Source organism: Maribacter flavus (assembly GCF_008386635.1).
Classification (GTDB): domain Bacteria; phylum Bacteroidota; class Bacteroidia; order Flavobacteriales; family Flavobacteriaceae; genus Maribacter; species Maribacter flavus.
The window spans coordinates 1,980,180-2,003,535 of sequence record NZ_VUOE01000001.1; the positions used below are offsets into that span (position 1 = coordinate 1,980,180).

General features: G+C 41.1%; 11 protein-coding genes. 4 read left to right on the forward strand and 7 right to left on the reverse strand.

Features of this window, described 5'->3' with window-relative positions; genetic code table 11:
* Positions 1-45 precede the first annotated feature (45 nt).
* From F0361_RS08610 to F0361_RS08640, 7 genes are all read right to left on the reverse strand, one after another.
* Complete coding sequence (locus tag F0361_RS08610; RefSeq protein ID WP_246160841.1) at positions 46-1,410, reverse strand: vanadium-dependent haloperoxidase; 1,365 nt, start codon at positions 1,408-1,410, stop codon at positions 46-48.
* Between the two features lie 370 nt (positions 1,411-1,780).
* A complete protein-coding gene (locus F0361_RS08615; protein WP_154918039.1) occupies positions 1,781-5,038 on the reverse strand; it encodes a VCBS repeat-containing protein in 3,258 nt (1,085 codons plus the stop codon).
* A complete protein-coding gene (locus F0361_RS08620; RefSeq protein ID WP_154918040.1) occupies positions 5,038-8,328 on the reverse strand; it encodes a VCBS repeat-containing protein in 3,291 nt (1,096 codons plus the stop codon). Before F0361_RS08620 ends, F0361_RS08615 begins: the two co-directional genes overlap by 1 nt.
* A gap of 16 nt (positions 8,329-8,344) precedes the next feature.
* A complete protein-coding gene (locus F0361_RS08625) occupies positions 8,345-8,941 on the reverse strand; it encodes a hypothetical protein (RefSeq protein ID WP_154918041.1) in 597 nt (198 codons plus the stop codon).
* A complete protein-coding gene (locus F0361_RS08630; protein ID WP_154918042.1) occupies positions 8,919-12,212 on the reverse strand; it encodes a VCBS repeat-containing protein in 3,294 nt (1,097 codons plus the stop codon). The genes F0361_RS08625 and F0361_RS08630 overlap by 23 nt, the downstream gene beginning before the upstream one ends.
* 113 nt (positions 12,213-12,325) lie before the next feature.
* Positions 12,326-13,918 (reverse strand): RagB/SusD family nutrient uptake outer membrane protein, encoded by a 1,593-nt coding sequence (locus F0361_RS08635; protein WP_154918043.1) that lies wholly within the window; start codon positions 13,916-13,918, stop codon positions 12,326-12,328.
* A 10-nt stretch (positions 13,919-13,928) separates the two neighbouring features.
* A complete protein-coding gene (locus F0361_RS08640; RefSeq protein ID WP_154918044.1) occupies positions 13,929-16,916 on the reverse strand; it encodes a SusC/RagA family TonB-linked outer membrane protein in 2,988 nt (995 codons plus the stop codon).
* Positions 16,917-17,270: 354 nt separating this feature from the next.
* On the opposite strand from F0361_RS08640, the gene F0361_RS08645 reads away from it, so the two are divergent.
* The 4 genes from F0361_RS08645 to F0361_RS08660 all read left to right on the forward strand — a co-directional run bounded on the left by F0361_RS08645 (position 17,271) and on the right by F0361_RS08660 (position 23,321).
* Positions 17,271-18,287, forward strand: coding sequence for a LacI family DNA-binding transcriptional regulator (locus F0361_RS08645; protein ID WP_138257015.1), 1,017 nt, complete (start codon positions 17,271-17,273; stop codon positions 18,285-18,287).
* 204 nt (positions 18,288-18,491) lie between these two features.
* Complete coding sequence (gene pgmB, locus F0361_RS08650; protein ID WP_154918045.1) at positions 18,492-19,142, forward strand: beta-phosphoglucomutase; 651 nt, start codon at positions 18,492-18,494, stop codon at positions 19,140-19,142.
* Between the two features lie 53 nt (positions 19,143-19,195).
* Complete coding sequence (locus F0361_RS08655) at positions 19,196-21,502, forward strand: glycoside hydrolase family 65 protein (RefSeq protein WP_154918046.1); 2,307 nt, start codon at positions 19,196-19,198, stop codon at positions 21,500-21,502.
* 49 nt (positions 21,503-21,551) lie between these two features.
* Entirely contained in the window at positions 21,552-23,321 is a 1,770-nt protein-coding gene (locus F0361_RS08660) for an alpha-amylase family protein (protein WP_154918047.1), read from the forward strand.
* Positions 23,322-23,356: the final 35 nt, after the last annotated feature.

The window sequence follows — 23,356 nt, forward strand, 5'->3', positions numbered from 1 at the left end:
TCGCCAAAGGGGTCTGTACTTCGAGAATTTCCCTTTGTTACTTTTTTATTCGTGATTCGTTGCGACCGCGTTGTCGTTTTTCATTTTTATCTTGTCAATAAGCAAGGAACCTAATTTTCTTCCTTGGCCCACGCCTACTTCTACAGCGGCCCGGTAATGGATACCCCCGTACATTCTGCTGATTGCAGCCTCGTCCGCAGCTTGGTTGAAAGAAGTAAAACTTCTAACGGGAAGACCATAAGGAAGCTCCGTATCGTCATCAAAGCTAAAATCGTCCCCAAAGATATCCGTTAAGGCAGTGGCGGCCGCACCTGAAACAACGCTATGTCCGCTTGTATATTCCGGGAAGGGAGGGGTTTGAAGTATGGGAACCCAGTTTTCGTCAATATGTTGATTTATCAAAGTTTCCGGGCGGATAAGATTACTCCGGTACTTTTCGTCCCAGCAGCTGATAAAACCATCTGCGATGGCCATAGAAGTTTTGGTATATGCATAAAGTGATTTTTGAAAATCGCTATCTGTTTTTCTGCAGGCAATTTTAGTAATTCCGATCCAATGGGCCCCTGGGGTAATTTTCTTGGTCGCAAACATCAAATGTCCGCGGGTTACGGATACATACGGATTACAGTCCCAAAATTTGGCTATGGCCACTTCTTCGGACGTATCGCCAATGGCGGTAATCCGGTTACTGGTTTCGTAGACCTCTAGAAGCTCCTTATAGAATTGGGAGTTCTTGTCCATGGAGAAGGCCGGAGGCGGTACCGGTTTGAACTGCGCTGCGGAATCCAGGAAAAAGGGACGTATTTTGTTCCAATGGGGTTCAATACCGTCCATATAGGCAGGTGGGGTGGGTTGCCACCTTGCAGGGTCGTCCGTATCCACCGTAAATTTGGGCATGGTGCGGGTCTGCGGGTAGTTATCCTTGTTCATCCATGCCTTAATATGCTCCGCAACTTTTTCCCCATAGGCTTTTGAGGCTTCAAATTCCGTCTTGTTGGTGGTTTCCCATTTGTTGAAAAGGCTATCCTGTAAAACGTTGAATTTGTCCTCTGAAAATATCAGTTGTTTGCTGATGTTCATGTGGGCAATAAGTGCCGCCAAATTGGGATTCACATTTTGTAAGGAGTCCAGCTTTGGTATCGGGGTCAATTCATTTACCTGTCCGGCCAAGGAATTATACTCCGGATTTACTTGTGCAATGATTTCGTAGGCCGCAATATTGGGGTAGGCGAATATTCTACTGGCCACAGGTGGGGAAAAAATGTCGTGTATCATTATCTCTACCACCTTATCAATGGACGTATGCAGGTCTTCTGCCGTTACCTTGATCGGTTCAGTGCTAGGCTGCTTTTCCGGGGAACAGGAAAAAAAGACCGCTAAAAGCAATACTGCCAAAACTTTCTTGAACATCTTTAATTTCATTTTATTTTTCATCATCAATTTGCCCTCGATTTAGCAACAAAATTACATTATTTTGACTGCCAATCAATTCTTTAGGGTTAAAAATGAGACTCAAAGGTCTACATTAAACTTTCCTTAAACCTTTTTAGTTTTTTATATGTAAAATGTTCTAATCCAATTTGTGACTAAGAGTAAAACTTTGACATTGGGCTTCATTCTTATTAAAAATGGTCCTATTAGTTCTAACGAGTCTTATCGATGAATTTAGTCCCGATCAGTGGTAAATGGGCTACCTGAATTATAAAAATAAAAGATACGCGCATTACAGAAAGAATATTGTGTTATGGGAGTTGCTGGGCAAATCCTAACAATCCAAGTATCAATTTCCTTTAAGGATATAGGAACGATCGTTATTTGTCAAAATCAGAAGTTTGTTTTGGGAAATTGGGGCTATTTTTCTCGAATCTGAACCTTTCGGAAGTTCCAGGGATCTTTTATGGATTAAGTTCCTATTGGAATCCATTTGAAGAATCCCCCCGGGGTTTTCAATGTTTTGGCCCAATTCGTTTGTATGCCCCTTGAAATTTCCAACGTAGTATATACTCCCATCTTCCGATATAAAGAAGTCCTGAATACTACTCATTTGTGCAGGCATTGGTAATGGAACTGCTTTGATATTTTCTCCTGGGTTTAGATAGACCATGGAACGAAGTTCCTGTATCCGTTTGGTCTCCATAATTTCTTCCTCCTTTTTACCCGTCAAATCCTCGATACCTTCAATTTTTGAAAACTTGGTATAGCTCAAAAACTTCTTCTTTAAATAGGGTAGTTGTTCCGTGAGCTTATCCTTAGAGGCAAAAGGCACATATTTTCCAAAAAAGTCATAAAAAATAATAGGATCTGGCTGCTGGTTTTCATCAAAATCATCAATGTATAATTTCATGGGACGCTCTATACTGGCCTTTATCTTAAAATTTAAACCGGCATTCCCCACCAATAGGTCCGGTTGGCCATTGTTGTCCAAATCCGTTACCGATACGGTATTCCACATTCCGTTTGTGTTTTCCAGGCCCATTTTCTGGGTCTCGTTCAATAACTGGGAACCGCCTTGGTTTATGAGAACCGTAACGGGCATCCAATCACCTACGATTACTAGGTCCAATAGACCATCGGCATTCAAGTCCGCCCATTCACTGTCCGTCACCATACCTATTCTTTCCTGTTGTAAAACCACGAACTTTCCGGTACCATCATTTTTTAAAATATAACTAACGGGAGACAATCCATAACCACCGGGAACGGAACGATTGCCAATGAAAAGATCTTCATAGCCGTCTCCATCAAAATCCGCGGCAGAAACACTACCTCCATTGGTTTTAATCAAAGGGATGTTGAGGCGTTCAAATGTACCCTTTCCATCGTTCACATAGATACGGTCTTCCAAATTGGGATTTCCTTCCACCAGTTCATTGCCCCCACTCATTACATAAAGGTCCAGATCACCATCATTTTCAATATCGAATGCGACGGCATCAACATCTTCATAAATGACATCCTTTCTAAGGCTGGTATTTTTATCTTCGGAAAAAGTACCATCGTTATTTCCAAAGTAAAGGGATGGGGATTGATATTTGGCACCGCCAATAAAAAGGTCCTCCAAACCATCGCCATTAAAGTCTGCTTTGACCAAGGCAGGGCCTTCGGTGGACAATTTTTCTGGAATAAGACGCTCCCTCTCGTAGTCAAGATAATTGTTCTCTAAATGGACAAAATTGAAAAATTCATAATCGGTGGCTTCTTCCAGTTCCTTTTTTGGTGTATCAGGTAAATTCGATTTTCTTCTGATCACATGCTCCATATTGATGCCCAATCCTGTTTCTGATTGTATTTTTCCATCCAACCAATGTATTTGAATGGAATCTATAGCAGTATTGGTTCCCAAACCAAAATGTAGTTTATGTGTAGAAGAAGACTGAAACCCCTTTACGGTCATAAGTTCTTTTACGTAGCGATCCTCACCAGAAAACACCAGTACCTTTGAACCATATGGACTCATATATTCTTGATTTCCCTTTAATTTGACCGAAACGTAATTATTGTCCTCATTACGTTTACTTGTGTTCTCAAGTAGACTTGCCTTTTGATTTATATTATTTACAACAAGGTCAAGATCACCATCATTGTCCAAATCAGAATACGCTGCTCCATTTGAATAGGAGGCATTTAACCCTGAAGTTTCTGAGAGACGTTCGAAAGTCAGATTTCCGGTATTCCTAAAAATAACATTGGGAATATTTACAGTAGGGATTTGGGCAATGAGCTTGGATTCAATTTCATTTTGTTCTTCTTGTTGGTATTTTGAAAAATCGATATTGCTTAGATAATTTATGTAATCCAAGTCATTAGGCCTTTTGTAGATGCCGTTTGTTATAAAAATGTCGTTATGGCCGTCATTGTCAAAATCCTGTATCAATGGGGACCAGCTCCAATCCGTGGCATGTGTATTCGTCAAAAGGGTAACATCGGCAAAATAGCCGCGTCCCGTGTTTAGTTGAAATGTATTTCTGGCATATTGATCTTCAAATCCGAAACCTTTTTTGATTAGGCTGACTTTATCTGAGTCTTCACCGCCAGATCTCATAAAAATTTGAGCTTCAAAGGGCATCATATCCAGCGAAAACACATCGGGGAGTAAATCGTTGTTTACATCAGCAATATCCACACCCATGGTAAAACGTGACGTATGGTTGAAATATTCGCTTACCGATTCCCTAAACGTTTTATCTCCTTGGTTTATATAGAGATAATCATTTTCGTGGAAGTCATTGCCCACATAGACATCCAACAGTCCATCATTGTTGATATCGGAAACACTTATTGCCAATCCATACCCGAGTGCACTGCTGTATATACCACTGTTATCGGTAACATCCAAGAAAAGAGGTTTTCCCTCATCTAGCTTGTTTTCATAAAATCGATCTCCGGACAAGGAGTCTTTCTCTTGTCTTAATGAAATATTTCCATAGCTCCTTGTCGTATGTACGGAATGGTTTAAGAGATACATATCCTGATCCCCATCATTGTCGTAATCAAAGAAAGCAGCTTGGGTAGAAAACCCGGAAAAATTTAATCCATACTCTTTTGCGACTTCTTTAAAAGTAGCATCTCCATTGTTTAGATAAAGTACATTTTGGGATTTAAGACTCTTGTAATTTCCTACCCTGCAGACATAGATATCCAAGAAGCCATCATTGTTTACATCGGTCATCGTAGCCCCGGTTGACCAACTAGTATCCATTAGTAAACCAGCTTCCCCAGAAATATCCTTGAATTTTAAACCTCCTAAATTTAAATAGAGTCGGTCTGGTTTTTGGTTGGCCGTTAGGTAGACGTCTTCCAATCCGTCGTTGTTTATATCCCCTATCGCCACGCCACCACCATTGTAGTAATATAAATATTCGATGATGTTTAGATCTCCCGTATCCTCAAGGTCATTGGAAAAATCGATTCCGCTGCTATCCGAAGGAACATCCCTGAAGTAAATAGGAGCCTTTTCCAAAGTAGCCTTATCTTCTGGTACTTTGTTACACGCTAAGAATAGGAATGTAGCTGTTACTAGTAGGAGATTAGCTTTCATCAATTGAATTTAAATATTGCTAGGGAGTCTCGATTTCTACTTACGAATAACTTTTGGTCGATGATGCCCATGTCCCTAATTTCACCTTTAACTTTGAAGCCCTTTCCGCTTTTTATTGTTTCAAATTTAAGTCCTCCCTTGTTTTCCATGTATACACCATAGGAAGCATCATATCGTCCCACCTCTGGTTTTACATTGTATAGATTGCCTCCCAACACGATGTCCTGGTCGCCATCTCCATCAAAATCGTTCGTGGCAATTGCATAGGTAGTTGAAAATTGGGCAGCGATGGGGAGTGGCAAAACCTCGAAAGTCAAGTTACCGTTATTTACAAGTATAACGGATTCAAGGGTGTTGGCTTCCAATGTTCTTGCTTCTTTCAAGGCCTCCTCCGAAAAAATAGCTGACACAGATGCATCTTTAAAGGACTCATAATCCGGATATTTTTTTGTAATAGCCTTAATTTGTTCGATCAAATCATGTCTAAGTGCATAGGGGTAATCCTGTCCATCCTCTCTTCTAAATGTGAGTATGGGGTCAATGAACCCGTTTCCGTCAAAATCGGCAGCGTATAAGCGTATGGGCCGGTCTTTACTGGCTTTAAACCGACTGTTCAATCCGTGGTTTCCAACAATGAAATCAACATCGCCGTCACCGTCCAAATCACTTGGTAAAATGGTGTTCCACCAGCCTTTTAAATCCAATAACGGATTATCAGCCTTTCTGACAAATTTTCCTGTTTCGTTGATATATATTTCGATTCCCATAAATTCACCAACAATGATCAAATCTTCATCCCCGTCATCATCCAGATCTTGGAAGAGGGCCGAGGTAATCATACCCATGCCCTGAAAATCTGTTCCGGCAGTCATCGTGATATCGGTAAAATTGCCGGTTCCGTCATTCTCCAACAAAAAGCCCGAACCGGCCATGCCATATTTTAAGGGGATCATACGTTCCCCCACAAATATATCCAAGTCACCATCTTGGTCTATATCAGAAACATCGATAGTGGAAGAACTATGAAAGGTGTTGCTAACAGGAAGCTTTTGATCGGATAATTTAAAATTCCCTTTACCATCGTTTATATAGAGACGGTCCAAGAATTCAGCTGAATACTGTGAATATTCGATACCACCACTGCACACGTACAGATCCATGTCGTTATCCCCATCGGCATCGAAAAATATGCTTTCCATGTCCTCTGAATTTTTGCTTTGGTCAAAGTCGGAGGTCTTTTTTTGAACAAAGCCATTATCGGTGTTGATAAAAAGACTTGGCGGGTTGCCTTTTGATCCACCTATGAATAGGTCTATCCTTCCATCACCATTGACATCGCCCAAAGCCATTTTAGGACCTTCGGTACTTACCATGTGATTAAGAAGACGATCCCTGTCAAAGTCAACGAAGCGGTTTTCTTTATGGACAAAGTCCAATAAACCTTCAACTTTTTGGAACAGAGGAGTTTCCAAATTGGATTTGTCCAATGCCTGTACTTCCGCTTCTTTTTCATATAAAATAATGGTCCGGTTTACGTTGATGTCATTCAGCTGGGTAATTTTCCCTGAGGGCCAAGTGATTTTTACCGAAACGTTTTGATTGTTGGGCAATCCGATATTCGGCCGAATGTCCATGCTGGATTGAAATCCCCGTACGGGCTGATTTTCCACCGAGATATTGTACGGTAGCACCTCAATTTTGGAACCAACGGCATAGGTGTTTTTGCCTTCGCCCCGTAAATCAAACTTGAGGTAATTCGATTTTTTGGAATCCATGGTAGTATTCTCATAGACAAAAGATTCCATGTTAAGGTTATTTACTACCAGGTCCAAGTCTCCGTCATTATCCAAATCCCCATAGGCAGCCCCGTTTGAAAAACTCTCCACAAGCAAACCGGATTCCTCGTATTTTTTGAATTCCAAATTACCAAGGTTTTTATAGGCATGGTTTTCAACTTTGTTCGAAGGAATTAGGTCAATGAGTTTGGCATAGTTCACCGAATCTGTCGTAATCATGGATTTGAGAATTTCGGTATTGGAAATGTAAGTTAGATAATCTTGGTCCGTTAAATCCTGATACACTCCGTTGGCGATAAAAAGGTCTTTAAGGCCATCATGGTCCATGTCGAATATCAAGGCGCCCCAACTCCAATCCGATGCTTCCACGCCACTTAACCTGCCTATTTCGCTAAATGTATTGTCCGCATTGTTTAGCTGGAACGTATTCCTTGTAAACTGATGGTAATATCCATTATTAAGGTTTAACTGGTATTTGTTCCAATCTTCAAAAGTGGTTACCGTCTTTAATCGTTCATATTCCGATGGAAGCATTTCCGTAACGAAGATATCGTTATAGCCGTCATTATTGATATCCGCCATATCCGCTCCCATGGAAGCGACGCTTGTGGCGGTAATTTGATTTTCCAGAGATTCCGTAAAAGTGCCATCCTGATTGTTGATATATAGATAATCACGCTCGAAAAAATCATTGGAAACATAAATGTCCTCCCAGCCATCGTTGTCCACATCGCCAACGGTAACCCCCAGTCCAAAACCTATGACACTTCCATAAATCCCAGCCTTTTCGCTAATATCCACAAAGGTACCATCTACATTTTCCATGAGTTTGTCACCACCAAGGATATCGCGTTTGTTACGTTCGTTCTTTTTTAGATCAAAACCACCGATTGCCTTATATGAATTATTAAGTATGTAGACATCCAAATCCCCGTCCTTGTCAAAATCAAAAAAAGAAGCGTGCGTAGAAAAGCCTTTGTCGTCCAGATTATAGTCGGCCGCCATTTCTTTAAAGGTACCGTCCTGTTGATTGATAAAAAGTTCGTTCTGCTTGTTCTCGCCATTTAAGTCGCCGGAATTACAAACGTAGATGTCCAGAAAGCCATCTGCATTGATATCTACCATGCTTACTCCGGTTGACCATGGTCTTGTGCCTCCCACCTGGGCCTTTTCCGTAATATCCTCGAATTGAAAATTGCCTTTGTTGAGATAGAGTCTATTCTCTTTTTGATTGGCAATGAAGTAAATATCGGGTAGACTATCGTTGTTTATATCGCCAATGGCAACGCCTCCACCATTGTAATAGTTACGATATCTGTAGACATTAAACTCTTTGTCATATGTTAAATCGTTTACGAAATCAATGCCAGTAGTTTTGGCCGAACGTAATTTGAAAACTGTTCCTTTTTCATCATTGGCGGGCTCACTGGTTTTGTCTTTGCAGGAGGACAGGAGCAAAGTCAAAAAAGCAAATGCGCCTACTCTTAAAAGCATCTTATCAAACGTCGTTTTATTTTTTTTCTTCAAGCACATACCTTAGGTCGTCTATTTTTGCCTTTACAATGCGCTCGTCATCTAAGGGCCTTATCACTATTCTGCGGTTTCCGTCAATCTTTACGAGTAGATGGGTACTATCCTTCTCTAAAGGAACCTTAATGAAATCATTTCCAGGATACCACTTTTTTAAGGTATCCATAACTACTGGAACCAATTTATTTGCTTGCAACTCTTTGTTCCAAATGGACCATGCGGTATAGAAAAACTGAAGATCCATTCCTGTCATAATCTTTTCATTATTGAAATTTCCTGCAAAGAGAAGGGTAATTTCTGATTCCATGGGTGCCTCCGGCCTCAAAGGTAATTTATATTTTACGGACTCATTCTGGGGGCCATTGGAGACCAAACCTTGCTGGTTCAGTTTCCAACAAGCACTAAAAAATTCCATTCTATGTTGACCGAATTTCAAATTAAAAAGTAGAGAGTCGTGAATGATGCCGGTGGCCATCTCACGCTTTATAAGTTTCGAATAATCTGAACCACTGGAACAGTTTAAGATTAATAATAACAAAAAGGGGATGCCAATTCTATTGATTATTCTTGAATTCATAAAAAAGAACTTCTTCATTATTATTTCCAATCGTTAGTATTTTTTTTCCTTTTAAAGTAACCCATTCCAAAGCCCGTATTTGCCCTTCTATAAATAGAGGATTCACGTTAGCTTCAGAATTTTGAGAAATAATCGGTCCAAAGATAGCCCATCCTTTTGAAGCATCATACCTCCCGAATTGAGGTTTTACCATGTATTGATTTCCACCAAGAAATAAATCTTGGTATCCATCGTCATTAATATCCTCCATGGAGATTGCATATACTGGGGCATACTGTATTTCATCTGGAAGTACCTTTGCTTTGAAGCTTCCGCTTTCGTTAATAAATAGCGTACTTTCAATGATATCAAGTTCAGCGATATAGCATTTTGCAAGTTGCTCCTGGAAAAAGATCATGGTCATATCGGCTTTGGCATAATCCTTATAGTATAAGAATTTCTTTTTCAAGGAAGGTATTTGGGAAACCAATTCATCTTTATCCGCTATTGGGTAATATTTACCGTTCCGTTCTTTACAAATCAATTGTTCTTGAAAACCATTCCCATCAAAATCGGCAATGAATATCTTCATATTCTTCTCGTAAAAAGCATTGCGGCCAATATTCCCAATAATGAGGTCTAAATCCCCATCTTCATCAATATCTTTTAACTCGATGGCCTTCCAGAGACCCGAACTCCCCGAGAATCCAAAAGCAGTACTTTGATCTTCAAAAATTCCCCCTTTGTTGATGAAAACCTTTATAGGCATCCATTCGCCAACGACTAGGAGGTCATCCCATCCATCGCCGTTGACATCTCCCCATTGGGCATCGGTAATCATCCCCAAATTTTTAAAAAGCGGGTTTTCCTTTGTGGCGAAATTCCCTTTTCCATCATTTTCTAGAATATATCCCGATCCCGGAAGACCATACAAATTGGTTTTGTAGCGTTCACCAACAAATAGGTCAATATCTCCATCCTTGTCAAAATCCGACGTCGTTACGACCGAAGAACTAAATGTAGAACTAAAATTGGGCGAGCTTTGGGATTTTATAAAACTATTGCCATCATTGATGTAATAGGCATCATTAAGTTCAATGGAATATGGTGAAAATGCCTTTCCTCCGTGACAGACATATAAATCCAGGTCCCCATCCCCATCCCCATCAAAAAAAACGGCATCGGTATCTTCGGAGCCTGCATCCTTTAGAAATGGTTTAGCATGTTCAGTATACCCATTATCATTGGAAATGAACAACTTACCAGCTTGGTTTTTTGCTCCTCCAACAAAGAAGTCGGGTTTACCATCCGCATTTATGTCCGCTGTGGTCAGGGCCGGACCTTCATTACTACTCATATGGGGCAATAACCTTTCGTTGTCAAAATCAATATAACGGTTCTCCGTATGCTTAAAATGAAATAATGGATTGATTCTACCAAGGGGAGAGGCATACTTTTCCATACTAGGTAGGGACTCCAATCGAGAGGTTTTTTTATTGGGTTGGTCGATTCTATATTTTTGGTTTGTTCTTAAATCGGTTTGTGTACTAACGGTACCGTTTGGCCATGTAATTATCAAGGAATCGATTTTTGTGCGATTTCCAACTCCAAAATGGAGGCCATAGGGCACACTACTTTGAAAACCCCTTGATACGAAGTTCTCTCCGTACCCTATGACTTTGCCATTGGACTTAATCATGGCCTTGGCACCGATAGCCCTTAATTCTTTGTCAAAAAATTCTAATTGTATGCTTCGTTGATTAAGTGTATCGGTTGTATTTTCATAGAGGAAGGAAGGCATATTTACGTTATTCACTACCAAATCTAAATCTCCATCATTGTCCAAATCTCCATAAGCACTTCCGTTACTAAAACTGGGAGTGTCCAAACCCCAAGTTTCTACAGTGTTTTCAAAATTAAAGTTTCCTTTATTTCTAAAAACGGAATTTGCGACTGCTTGTGAAGGCATGGCATCTATAAGTGTTGTGATGACATTTTTTTCTTTTTGGGCAATTCTATTTCTAATTTTTTCCTCATTGGCATCAAAGGCCAAATAGTCACGGTCCAATAGATCCTTGTAAATTCCATTACTTACAAATATGTCCTTGAATCCGTCATTGTCCATATCAAAAATGAGGGCACCCCAACTCCATTCCGTTCCGGATACATTGGCCTGTCTACTTACTTCTAAAAAGGATCCGTTACCAAGATTCTTTTGTAGTGCATTCCTAGCAAATTGGTTAAAATAGCCCTGTTTTTCTGCAAGCTGTTGCTTGTCCCAGGATTCGAACAGGGTTTTGGTTTTTTTACGTTCTTCCGTGGCGGGCAGCATTTCTGTAACGATAAGGTCTGTCAACATGTCGTTGTCCAAATCCGCTAGATCCGCCCCCATGGACCCCATGGATATCGATTCAAAGTATTCTTCTAGATTTTCGGTAAAACCGCCTTTAGTATCGTTGATATATAAATAGTCTCTTTCAAAAAAATCATTTGAAATGAAAATATCCGTCCAATTATCGTTGTTGAAATCGCCTAATGTTATTCCAAGTCCAAAACCAATTTTGCTGGAGTATATTCCAACCTCATGGGTTATATCAATAAATTTGCCATCATCGTTCCTAAGAAATTTATTGCCATTTTTATCGGGTATCATTCGTAAGTCCTTTTTCAAATCGAAGCCGCCTATGGAACGAAGCGAGTTGTTCAGGATATACACATCCAAATCCCCATCCTTGTCATAATCAAAAAAGGCGGAATGCACCGATAGTCCTTCAATATCCAGACCGTATTCTTTGGAAGATTCCGTAAAGGTAAGGTCACCGTTGTTTATGAAGAGTTCATTGTGGCGATTGGAACCCTCTGGTTTTCCAGCTTTACATACATATAGGTCCAAAAGGCCATCCTTATTTATGTCTGCAAAGGTAGCTCCTGTGGACCACACGTTAGGGCAAGCTACTCCTGCGTTGATTGTAATATCTTCAAATTGCCAATTTCCTTTATTCAGAAACAATTTGTTATCTACCATGTTGCCCGTAAAATATATATCGATAAGGCCGTCATTATTTACATCGCCCAAGGCTACACCTCCGCCATTATAGAAGTTTCTGTAGAGGTAGGGGTTAAATTGCTCATCGTACACTAAATTATTTTCAAAATGAATACCCGTAGTGCTGTCACGCAAATTAAATAGAGGAATAAATGGGTTAGCTTCTTCCTTTTTACAGCTAAAAAGTGATAGTGTTAGAAAAGCGAAAATAAAATTCCAAAAGAATAGGGAACGAATAACTTTCATGGGTATTGATAACCTGTCTTGGGTAGCAAGAATTTATTACAAAGGTATATATCTTAGTAAAAAAAGGGCTGTTCTTACGAACAACCCTTTCAAAATTATAATTACTAAATCTCTTAATATCCAGGATTCTGTGTTAAAGTTCCATTTGATGCATTGATTTGAGCAATTGGGATAGGCATCAAAGACCTAAAGGCATCCGTGTTGGTTTTTTCCCACCATACATCGTCAAAGGTTCCAAAACGAATTTGGTCTGTTCTTCTGCTTGATTCCTGGAACATCTCACGACCTCTTTCCGCTAAGAATCCGGCCGCATCAATAGAAGTTAATGGTGCTACACCAGCTCTAGTTCTGATTGCATTTACATCAGGTAAGGAAAGACTCCAATCACCTGCTGCCCTCGCACGGGCTTCCCCACGCATTAAGTAAACATCGCCCAATCTTATAATTGGATAGTCGTTGTTCATATCCTGTCTTCCCAAAACTTCAAAACTAAATTTCTTCATACGGGCACCTGATTGTCTTAATGAATTAGGTTCCAACTCGTTGATTTCAGGAGTATAAACCACTTGAAGATCGTCATCATCCGATGCGAAATCAATCAGTGCATTTCCGGAGAAGTCCGTTTGTGGACCCACCAAGAAATTAGCTTCTTTACGTGCATCCCCATCTTCATAACTGTTGTAGAATTCTTCCAAAACCTGGAATCCATTCCATGGAGCAGCGTCCAAGCCATAAGTTAACTGGCTGGGTCCGTGTAAAGTCATTTGATTGAAGTTCATTCCGCCAAGACCAACACTACTATATTCAATGGACCAGATGATTTCTGGATTATTCTCATTATTGGGTGCGAATACGGTGGCATATCCTTCTAGAGTCTCTGGGTCAGAGTCAACTTCTGGTCTTTTTGCCAAGTTTGGTGCTACGCAGCCCTCATCACAAAGAATGTATGGACTGTTGTCAATGATATAGGACGCCGCCCAATCCGCTTCTTGATATCTCGCCGTACCCGTATACACTTCTGCATTCAGGTACAATTTTGCCAAGAGGCCTAATGCAGCATATTGGTTAATACGGTAGTTATTAACTTCAGTGCCTAAAGGGCTACTAGATAAGTCCAAAGAAGCTGTAACTGATGAAATACCTAAAGCTGCCAATAACTCATCTTCCACAAATTGGAAGACCTCGGCACGACTGGCTTGTGGTGGATCTTCACCAGGTGAAGTTACAATTTTAACTCTTCCAAAAGTATCCAACAATCTGTAGTAGAAATACGCACGTAGTGCTCTTGCCTGGGCTGTTTGGTTAGCATCTAGATTTCCTCCTGAAAGAGCTGTATTTACCTCACCGATACCACCATAAGCATGGTTCCAGGTTTCCCCGATTCGTTCGTGAGCAGCATCCCATGTATGTCGGTGTAGTTGTATCCATATACCACCGTCAAACCAGTCACCTCCTTTTTGGCCAACGGCCATTTCATCGGATGTAACACTTTGGGTGGCAAACCAGCCTGTGTTACCAGCTGAACCGTCTCTTAGTCTTGAATAGGAACTTAAAAGTGGCCCGGTGCTGCCACCACTGCCTCCGGTTGTTACACCTTCAATGGAAAATTCTTCAGTCAAGGAGTCTTCTAACTCATCATCTAAATCGGTACAAGAGAATGCAATCAATGCAACACTTGCCAATGTTATTTTAATAAATCGTTTCATAGTATTTTTTTTAGAAATTAACATTCAATCCAAGAGTTATGGTTGTTTGTGTAAAATAAGCTTCTCTTCTTTCAATACCAGGAACCAATGGATTAGCTGGTCCGGATCTTAAATCACCAAGACTACCACCATCTGCCAAATTTGGATCCGGGTTAATACCGTCATATCCAGTTATTGTGAATAGGTTTTGACCAGCTAAAGAAAGCCTTAAACCTTTGATATAGCTATCTGGGTTCATATCAAAGTTATATCCTACTGACATGTTATCCAAGCGAAGGAAGTCTGCCTTCTCAACATAATAGTCACTAAATTGGGCTGTTCTTATGTTCGGGTTTGCATTGTCTGTATTTACAAAGTTATAGGAGGCTTGAGAACCAATTATGGGTTCATAGAAGGCCCTAAAACTATTTACCAAGCTATGTCCTACAACAGCTCTGAAGAATACATTGGCATCCCAATTTCCGAATTTTACTTGGTTTGTCCAACCCAATTCAAAATCTGGAAGACCTGTACCCAATACTCTAAAGTCGGCATCTTCATCCAATGCACTACCTTGTCCGGTCACCAAATTTCCATCACCGTTGATATCACTTAAAATAGGTGTTCCAGAGGCATCCAATTCTCCGGACCAAACAGGTCCCCAAATTTGTCCAACTTCCTCACCTTCTTTTACACGTACGACAAAGGTGTTGTTTTGACCTGGTGCACCCAAATTACCCAAAACTTGGTCACCTTGTGGGTTCTCTTCCAAAATTGTTTTGTTATGAGTAAAGATAAGCCCAGTATTGTATTTTAGGTTTTCCTTTGCTATCAAATCATAGTTTACAGAAAATTCAACACCGTTAACACCTAGTGTTCCTGCATTTTCCCAACGTTGGCTAAAACCATTGAATTCAGAGGATTCAACGTTAGCTAGGATAATGAAGTCCCTGATATCTCTTGTAAAGAAATCAAGTGTTGCGCCTAGACGATCGGTTGCAAACTCAAAACCAAGGTTGATTTCCGATTTTTCTTCCCATTTTAGGTCTGGGTTGGCAGCACGACCTCCAGCTTGTGTTGTGGCAGCCCCACTTTGACCGTCGGCACCGTTCTGAACGTTAAATATCTGCTGATCCAATCCTACTTGTGGTGGGTTAGCTCCGGTAACACCCCAACCGAGTCGTGCTTTTAAAAGATTAACGTTGCTTAGGTTCAAGTACTTGTTCAAATCCGCACCTACGGCGACCGCAGGAAAGATACCCCATTGGTTTTCGGTACCAAAGCGGCTAGAACCTTCACGGCTCAAGGCAGCGTTTAAGTAAATGGCATCATCAAAAGTGGCGTTTACACGACCAAACATTCTAATAATACGGTCATCGTCCTGTCTGGAACTACTAGCCTGTACGCGACCACCTTCCAATAAATCCTGGGCATCTTGGATTCTGTTGCTAAAGTCAAAATCAACTCCGGCAGGGAAATCACCCAATGAGAAAAAGTTGAAATTTTGATCGGTTTCCTGGAAGGAATACCCACCGGTAACCGTTAAATTTAATAAGTCGCTAACTTTATTAGTATAAGTAGCATAGGTTTCGAACAAAGTGAAATTACGTTGAAAATTTGAGAAGTTCGCGAGACCTCTACGTGTTGGACTTAAAGCATTACCTCTCCAAAGATTCGTTGTTGGATAGTACTGATTCGCATCCAGTTTTTCGTCTTCTTTGGCATAATTCACATTGATAGAAAGTGCATCGGAAATTTTGTAATCCAAATTGATGTTGTAATTCAAAGTAGTATTGTCCCTGTCATTCCTGTTCTGATTGGCTATGGCCACTGGGTTAAAACTGTCAAAGAGCCCCAAGGTTTCAAAGTAACCACCAAATTGTGCCGAGTTAAAGGCAAAAGGTGCGTCATCCCCAAAAATAGGTGCGGTAGGGTTGTAACTGGTAGCATAACGTAAGGCTTCATTAAATCCTACTTGTGAATCCCTAGTCGTAAAGGCGGTATTTACGGTTACTTTTAGTTTGTCATCAAACAATCTTCCCGTAAAATTAGTACGGAAATTGGTTTGCTGAAAACCGGAGTTTACCAAAATTCCATCTGTGTCCCTAAAGTTTGCAGCAACACGGTAGGTCATGTTTTCACTACCTCCAGATGCGGATACGTTGTGTACTTGGGCAACACCTGTTTGGGTAACTTCATCCCTCCAATCAGTGTCACTTCCCAAATCATTACCCCCAGCCGCTAGAAACTCTTCACGGTTCATGATGCTAATCTGATTGGCAATGGTAGAGACTCCCAATTGTCCATTATAGGATACTTGTAGTGGTTGACCACTTTTTCCGCTTTTCGTAGTAATTACGATAACCCCTGAAGAAGCACGGGAGCCATAAATTGCAGCTGCAGAACCATCTTTCAAAACAGTTATATTTTGAATATCAGCAGGATCAACACTATCCAAAGATCCACCTAAGATACCATCAATTACCACTAAGGGCTCTTGGTTACCACCAACTGTTGACAATCCACGCAAACGAATTGTAGGGGCTTGGTTAGGGTTTCCCCCTGGATTGGCCACTGTAAGACCAGCAACCTTTCCTTGTAAAAGTTGTGCAGGAGCTTGAACCACACCTTGGTTAAAATCTTCTACATTAACACTGGTAACCGCCGTAGTAATTTCTTTTTTGGCCTGGCTACCATATCCAACAACTACAACTTCCTCTAAAGCCTGAGCATCTTCTTGTAAAGTGACATTAATGGTACTTTGACCATTTACAGCAATCTCGGTCGATTTGTAGCCGATGTAACTAATAACCAAGACAGCATCGTTCCCAACGGAAAGGGAGTAATTACCATCAAAATCTGTCTGGGTTCCATTTGTGGTACCTTTTTCAACAACGCTGGCTCCGGGTAGCGGGCCGCTTGCGTCAGAAACGGTACCGGAAACCTCCTGAGCCTGAGCTATACCAAAAGTCAAAAAGGCTCCCAGTACAACTAAGCTTTTTAGTAGCGTAATCTTCATAAAATGTTAATTTAAGTTGAGTTAATTAAATTCAATCGTTAAAAATATGTAAAAACAGCAATGCACAACAATGAAAGTCCTAGGGTATATCAACGAAAACGGTTTCGTGTTAATAACTTTTATAAATTATGGATTCTTAATTATACAAGTTATTAATTTATCTTTTCGTAATAAGTAAGGGCTTATTAATGTAATACTGCAATTTTTGTCAAATATATAAATTATATTTTTCTTTAAATTTTGTTAAGCCCTTATTAACATTATCTAATCTTCAATTTTATTGTTCACGTTCATTTAAGGTTTGAAATTTTGTGTAAATTCCCGAAAAATTGAGGTTAGAACTTCACGTACACATTGAAAAAAAGGGTTACTTTAAAACAAATTGCAAAGGAATTGGACGTTTCAGTGTCTACTGTTTCCAAGGCCTTGAAAAACAGCGAAGAGATTAGTAGGGATACAAAGGACAAGATTCAAGCGTTCGCCAAGCTTTACAATTATCGACCAAATAATATTGCCTTAAGTCTTAAGAACAAAAAGACCAAGAATATAGGAGTTATCATACCTGATATTGTCCATCATTTTTTTACTACTGTTTTTAGGGGAATTGAACACTACGCGGGCGAAAGGGGTTATAATGTCATGATTTGTGTTTCGGATGAATCCTTTGAAAAGGAGATTTTGAACATGGAATTGTTGGCCAATGGTAGTATCGATGGCTTTATAATGTCCTTATCCGCGGAAACTCAGGAAAAGAATGACTACACCCATCTTAAGGAAGTATTGGGTCAAGGTATTCCTTTGGTCCTTTTTGATAGGGTTACAGAAGATATCGAATGCGATAAAGTCATTTTGAACGATGAGCAGATAGCTTATGACGCGGTACAGGGCATGATCCGTTCTGGAAAAAGGAAAATTGCGTTGGTAACCACGGAGGGTTATTTTAATGTAAGTTTCGATCGGGCAAGGGGTTATAAACGGGCCCTGGAGATGAACGGATTGGATGTGGACAAGGCCTTGGTCTTGACCTTGCCTTATAAAAGTGAGGACGATACGGTAATTTGGGACTTTTTCGAAAGCAACGATATCGATGCCGTACTCTGCGTAAACGAAATTTTTGCGATCAAATGCATGGACGTGGTTCAAAGGCAGGGAAAGAAAGTGCCGGAGGATATTTCTTTCATTGGGTTTACTAACGGAATTTTGTCCAGATATTCAACGCCCAAATTGACGACTGTGGCCCAACATGGAGAGCTCATGGGCGAAACTGCTGCCAGATTGTTGATAGACCGTATAGAAAACGATTTGGAAGGAAACCATAAAACAGAAGTGATTTCCGCTACTATCATCCATAGGGAATCCACAATCAATTAGTTACTTTTGCCGGTATGAAAACCTCTTCGAGGGATAGGGTAAGGCAACCTTTATTTCAAAATTAAGAGGGAAATTTTTAAATCTTGGATAGTTGACCTTAAATATAAATCTGTGAGACCCTTAGCGAGAGACTTGTTATGGTAAGTAAAATACCACTACAATAGAAAATGTTTTAATTAAAGCTATTAATCTAATTTTAAGCGCATGAAAAAAGGATTTATTTTTGATTTGGATGGCGTTATCGTGGATACGGCTAAGTACCATTACCTAGCATGGAAAAAACTGGCCAATGAATTAGGTTTTGAATTTACATTGGAACAGAATGAACTTTTTAAAGGGGTAAGCCGAAAGCGCTGCCTAGAGATTCTTCTGGAAATAGGCAACATCCAGGCCAGTCAAGAACAGTTCGATCGTTGGATGATCGAAAAGAACGAGGACTATTTGGAATATATAGCAAAGATGGACGCATCGGAGATTTTACCAGATGTGCCGCGTGTCCTGGAATTTCTAAAAAATAAGAAAGTTCCAATCGCTTTGGGATCTGCAAGTAAAAACGCAAAGCCGATATTGGAAAAGGTGGGGTTGCTTCCCTATTTTGAGAGTATTGTTGATGGCAATAATGTAACCAAGGCGAAACCAGATCCGGAAGTATTCCTGATCGCCGCCACAAATCTTCAAGTAGCCCCCCAGGATTGTGTTGTTTTTGAGGATGCAGTGGCCGGAATACAAGCAGCCAACAATGCCCAAATGACAAGTATAGGTATTGGGGATGCGAATACCTTGACCGAAGCGAACTATAATTTCAACGATTTCACCGAAATGACCGACGATTTTTTGAACGGCTTGCTAGCATAAATCGGCTGTATCGGCTAACTAAAAATGAAACAAAAATTTTATCCCAATAAATAATGAATCAGGATTACATACAAGCTAACGAGTGGTCCGTTATAGAGGAAGGCTTTGATGCGGAAAGGGTAAAATCCTCCGAAAGTCTCTTCAGTATAGGAAATGGGGCCATGGGCCAACGTGCCAATTTTGAGGAAACTTATTCCGGGGGAACGTTCCAGGGCAGTTATATCGCAGGTGTCTACTACCCGGATAAAACCCGAGTGGGCTGGTGGAAAAATGGCTATCCGGAATATTTCGCCAAGGTTTTGAACGCGCCCAATTGGATTGGTATACAGGTGCTGGTAAATGGGACCGAACTCGATTTGGCTACCTGTAAGAAAGTATCGGGTTTTAGGCGCGAACTTAATATGAAGGAAGGTTGGTACAAAAGGAGCTACGATGCGGTTTTAGCAAACGACGCCCAAGTTGAGGTCCTTGTTACCAGATTCCTTAGTTTGGCATTGGACGAGGTAGGGGCCATTTCATTTGAGATATCCTTGAAAAATACGGACGGAGAGATAACTTTCATTCCGTATCTGGATAGTGGTATCACCAATGAGGATAGCAATTGGGACGATAAATTCTGGAACACTACCAACGTATCCTCATCGGGCAACAGGGCCTTTATTGAAGCCCATACCCTAAAAACGAATTTCAAGACCAGTACTTTCATGCAGGCCAGTTTGGATTACAAAGGTGTTTCGATTCCCGGAAGTTTGGATACGTCCACGGATACCTTTGTATCCTTACAATTTTCGCAGAAAGCCGAAAAGGGGGAGAAACTGACCCTTACAAAATTTGGGGGATACACCGTTTCCAGAAACCATCCCGAGGATGCACTGGTAGATGCTGCCAACGAGGTATTGGACGTGGCTTCGTCGCTTGGCTTTGAAAACTTGCTTAAAAAGCAAAAAGAGGCTTGGGCAGGTATATGGGAAATGAGCGATATTACCATCCAAGGCGATGTGAAAGCGCAACAGGGCATCCGGTTCAATATCTTTCAATTGAACCAAACCTATTTAGGGACGGATTCCAGGCTGAACATAGGTCCAAAAGGATTTACAGGAGAAAAATATGGGGGTAGTACGTATTGGGATACCGAAGCCTACTGTATTCCCTTTTACATGGCCACTAAGGACGAAATGGTTGCCCGTAAATTATTGAAATATAGGTACAACCATTTGGAAAAGGCCATTGAGAATGCGGAAAAACTTGGGTTTACCAATGGGGCTGCCCTATATCCCATGGTGACCATGAACGGTGAGGAGTGCCATAACGAATGGGAAATAACGTTCGAGGAAATCCACCGGAACGGTGCCATCGCATTCGCCATTTACAATTATTATCGATATACAGGGGACTACTCCTATATTCCGGAGATGGGCTTGGAAGTGCTCATTGGTATTGCCCGTTTTTGGCATCAACGGGCGAATTTTTCCACCTTCAGGAACAAATATGTCATTTTGGGGGTAACCGGTCCCAACGAATATGAAAATAACGTCAATAACAATTGGTACACCAATTACTTGGCCCAGTGGTGTATCCATTTTACCCTGGAACAATTGACCAAGGTTAAGGAAGGCTATCCGGAGGATTACAAAAGGATAATGGGCAAGACCAAACTTACGCCTACCGAATGCGATGCCTGGAAAAAAGTGGCGGATTCCATGTATTTGCCGTATTCGGAGGAATATGGCGTCTACCTGCAACAGGATGGATTCTTGGACAAGGATTTGGTGAAGGTGAGCGATTTGGAAAAAACGGAACGACCCATTAACCAAAAATGGAGCTGGGACCGTATTCTACGATCGCCGTATATAAAACAGGCCGATGTGCTACAAGGCTTCTACTTTTTTGAAGATCATTTTACAACGGATGAACTGGAGAAGCATTTTGATTTTTACGAACCGTTCACCGTGCACGAATCTTCCTTGTCGCCTTGTGTGCATAGTATCCAGGCGGCAAAATTGGGAAGGATGGAGCAGGCGTACACCTTTTATTTGAGGACTTCCCGGTTGGATTTGGACGATTATAACAAGGAAGTGGAGGAAGGACTCCATATAACCTCCATGGCAGGTACCTGGATGAGCATCGTTGAAGGTTTTGGAGGTATGCGTGTGGTCAATGATACACTTTCCTTTGAGCCCCGCATACCCAAGCAATGGGACGCGTATTCCTTTAAAGTGAATTTTAGGAACCGCATTATCAAGGTCAAGGTCACTTCCAACGAACTGACCTTTGAACTGAACGGGGACAACGGAATTTCCATTCTGGTGCAAGGTGAAGCCTATGAGTTGTTGCCCAACACGCCCTTAAAAGTTAACTAAGATCCCGTAATTTGGCTTCCCAGCTATCTGTTGGAAATAGGAAATTGAAATGCAAGGAAAAATCGTAATCTACCACGTTTTTACGCGACTTTTTGGGAATACCAATACCACCAATAAACCTTGGGGGACCATCGAGGAAAACGGGGTTGGCAAGTTTGAGGATTTTACCGATAAGGCCTTATCGGAAATCAAAAAGCTTGGCGTCTCCCACATTTGGTATACCGGTGTTCCGCATCACGCCGTAATCAGGGATTATACGGCCTATGGCATTTCCAATGACGACCCAAACGTAGTAAAAGGGCGCGCAGGTTCTCCGTATGCCGTAAAGGATTATTACAATGTGGATCCGGATTTGGCCCTGGATCCGGCAAATAGGTTACAGGAATTCAAGGAGCTCGTTGATAGGACCCATGCCCATGGTATGAAGGTCATTATGGATATCGTGCCCAATCACGTAGCCCGGGATTATCAAGGTATCTCCAATCCCAATGGCGTACGCAGTTTTGGTGCCGATGACGATACCGATCACGAGTATTTGAAGAACAACAATTTTTACTATATACCGGGCGCCCATTTTGAAGTGCCGGATTGGAAGGATGGCTATAAACCCTTAGGCGGTGAACTGCATAGATCCATTGGAACGCTCAAGGAGAATCCGGCCAAATGGACAGGGAACGGTTCCAGAAGCCCTAAACCGGATATGAACGACTGGTATGAAACAGTCCGCGTAAATTATGGTGTAAGACCCGATGGAGGTTTGGATTTTGACCTCTTGCCATATGATTTTGGGGAGAAGGATTATACCCAACATTTCCGGTTTTGGCAGCATAGGGACGTGCCTGATTCCTGGATAAAATTTAGGGACATTGCCCTGTATTGGATGGATTTTGGATTGGATGGCTTCCGATACGACATGGCCGAAATGGTACCCGTGGAATTTTGGAGCTTTATGAATTCCTACATCAAGATGCGGAACGAGGATGCTTTCTTAATGGCCGAGGTCTATAACCCAGATCTCTACAGGACCTTTATCCATAAAGGGAAAATGGATTATTTGTACGATAAGGTCGATTTTTATGACGGCCTCAAACATATCATGAAAGGCTATGGTTGGTCCGATCATATCCCGGTAGTGCAGAATAATCTGAAGGATATAGAACACCACATGCTCCATTTCTTGGAAAACCACGACGAACAGCGTATTGCGAGTCCGAAATTTGTGGGAAAGGCCGAAATAGCAAAACCGGCCATGGTGGTTTCCGCCACCATCAGTACTTCCCCCACCATGATCTATTTCGGACAGGAAGTGGGAGAACCTGCCGCTGAAAATCCCGGGTTTGGAAGCGCTTCCAGAACTTCCATTTTTGATTATGTGGGCGTGCCACATCATCAGCGATGGTTGAACAATAAAAAATTTGACGGGGGTCAATTGACCCAACAGGAGCGGGAATTGCGTGATTTTTATAAGAGGTTGTTGAATTTCACCTTGGAAAGCGAAGCCCTAATGGGAAAATATAGGGAAATTCATTTTTACAACAAGGAGCGTACAAAAGGTTATAACCATAGGGTGCTTTCGTACGTGCGATGGTCCAAAAATCAAAAATTGATCATCATCGTTAATTTTGATGTGACAGATTCCTTTTCCTTCGATTTAAAAGTTCCGCCCGAGATTTTGCAATCATGGGGGTTCGATAAAGCTGCGTACAAGTTAAGGGATACACTGTACGAAAAAACAAATACCTTGAAAATCATAAATAATGAAGGGCATATAGATGTGCATCTGGGCCCATTGGAATCCTTTATTTTTGAAGTTGTATAAATATGTGATCAATCCTCCTGATATCTATCGACAGG

What these genes read in the sequence shown, in the direction of transcription:
- F0361_RS08610 (WP_246160841.1), bottom strand. Translation starts at nt 1,410, where the DNA reads ATGTTCAAGAAAGTTTTGGCAGTATTGCTTTTAGCGGTCTTTTTTTCC.
- F0361_RS08615 (WP_154918039.1), bottom strand. Translation starts at nt 5,038, where the DNA reads ATGAAAGCTAATCTCCTACTAGTAACAGCTACATTCCTATTCTTAGCG.
- F0361_RS08620 (WP_154918040.1), bottom strand. Translation starts at nt 8,328, where the DNA reads ATGCTTTTAAGAGTAGGCGCATTTGCTTTTTTGACTTTGCTCCTGTCC.
- F0361_RS08625 (WP_154918041.1), bottom strand. Translation starts at nt 8,941, where the DNA reads ATGAATTCAAGAATAATCAATAGAATTGGCATCCCCTTTTTGTTATTA.
- F0361_RS08630 (WP_154918042.1), bottom strand. Translation starts at nt 12,212, where the DNA reads ATGAAAGTTATTCGTTCCCTATTCTTTTGGAATTTTATTTTCGCTTTT.
- F0361_RS08635 (WP_154918043.1), bottom strand. Translation starts at nt 13,918, where the DNA reads ATGAAACGATTTATTAAAATAACATTGGCAAGTGTTGCATTGATTGCA.
- F0361_RS08640 (WP_154918044.1), bottom strand. Translation starts at nt 16,916, where the DNA reads ATGAAGATTACGCTACTAAAAAGCTTAGTTGTACTGGGAGCCTTTTTG.
- pgmB (WP_154918045.1), top strand. Translation starts at nt 18,492, where the DNA reads ATGAAAAAAGGATTTATTTTTGATTTGGATGGCGTTATCGTGGATACG.
- F0361_RS08655 (WP_154918046.1), top strand. Translation starts at nt 19,196, where the DNA reads ATGAATCAGGATTACATACAAGCTAACGAGTGGTCCGTTATAGAGGAA.
- F0361_RS08660 (WP_154918047.1), top strand. Translation starts at nt 21,552, where the DNA reads ATGCAAGGAAAAATCGTAATCTACCACGTTTTTACGCGACTTTTTGGG.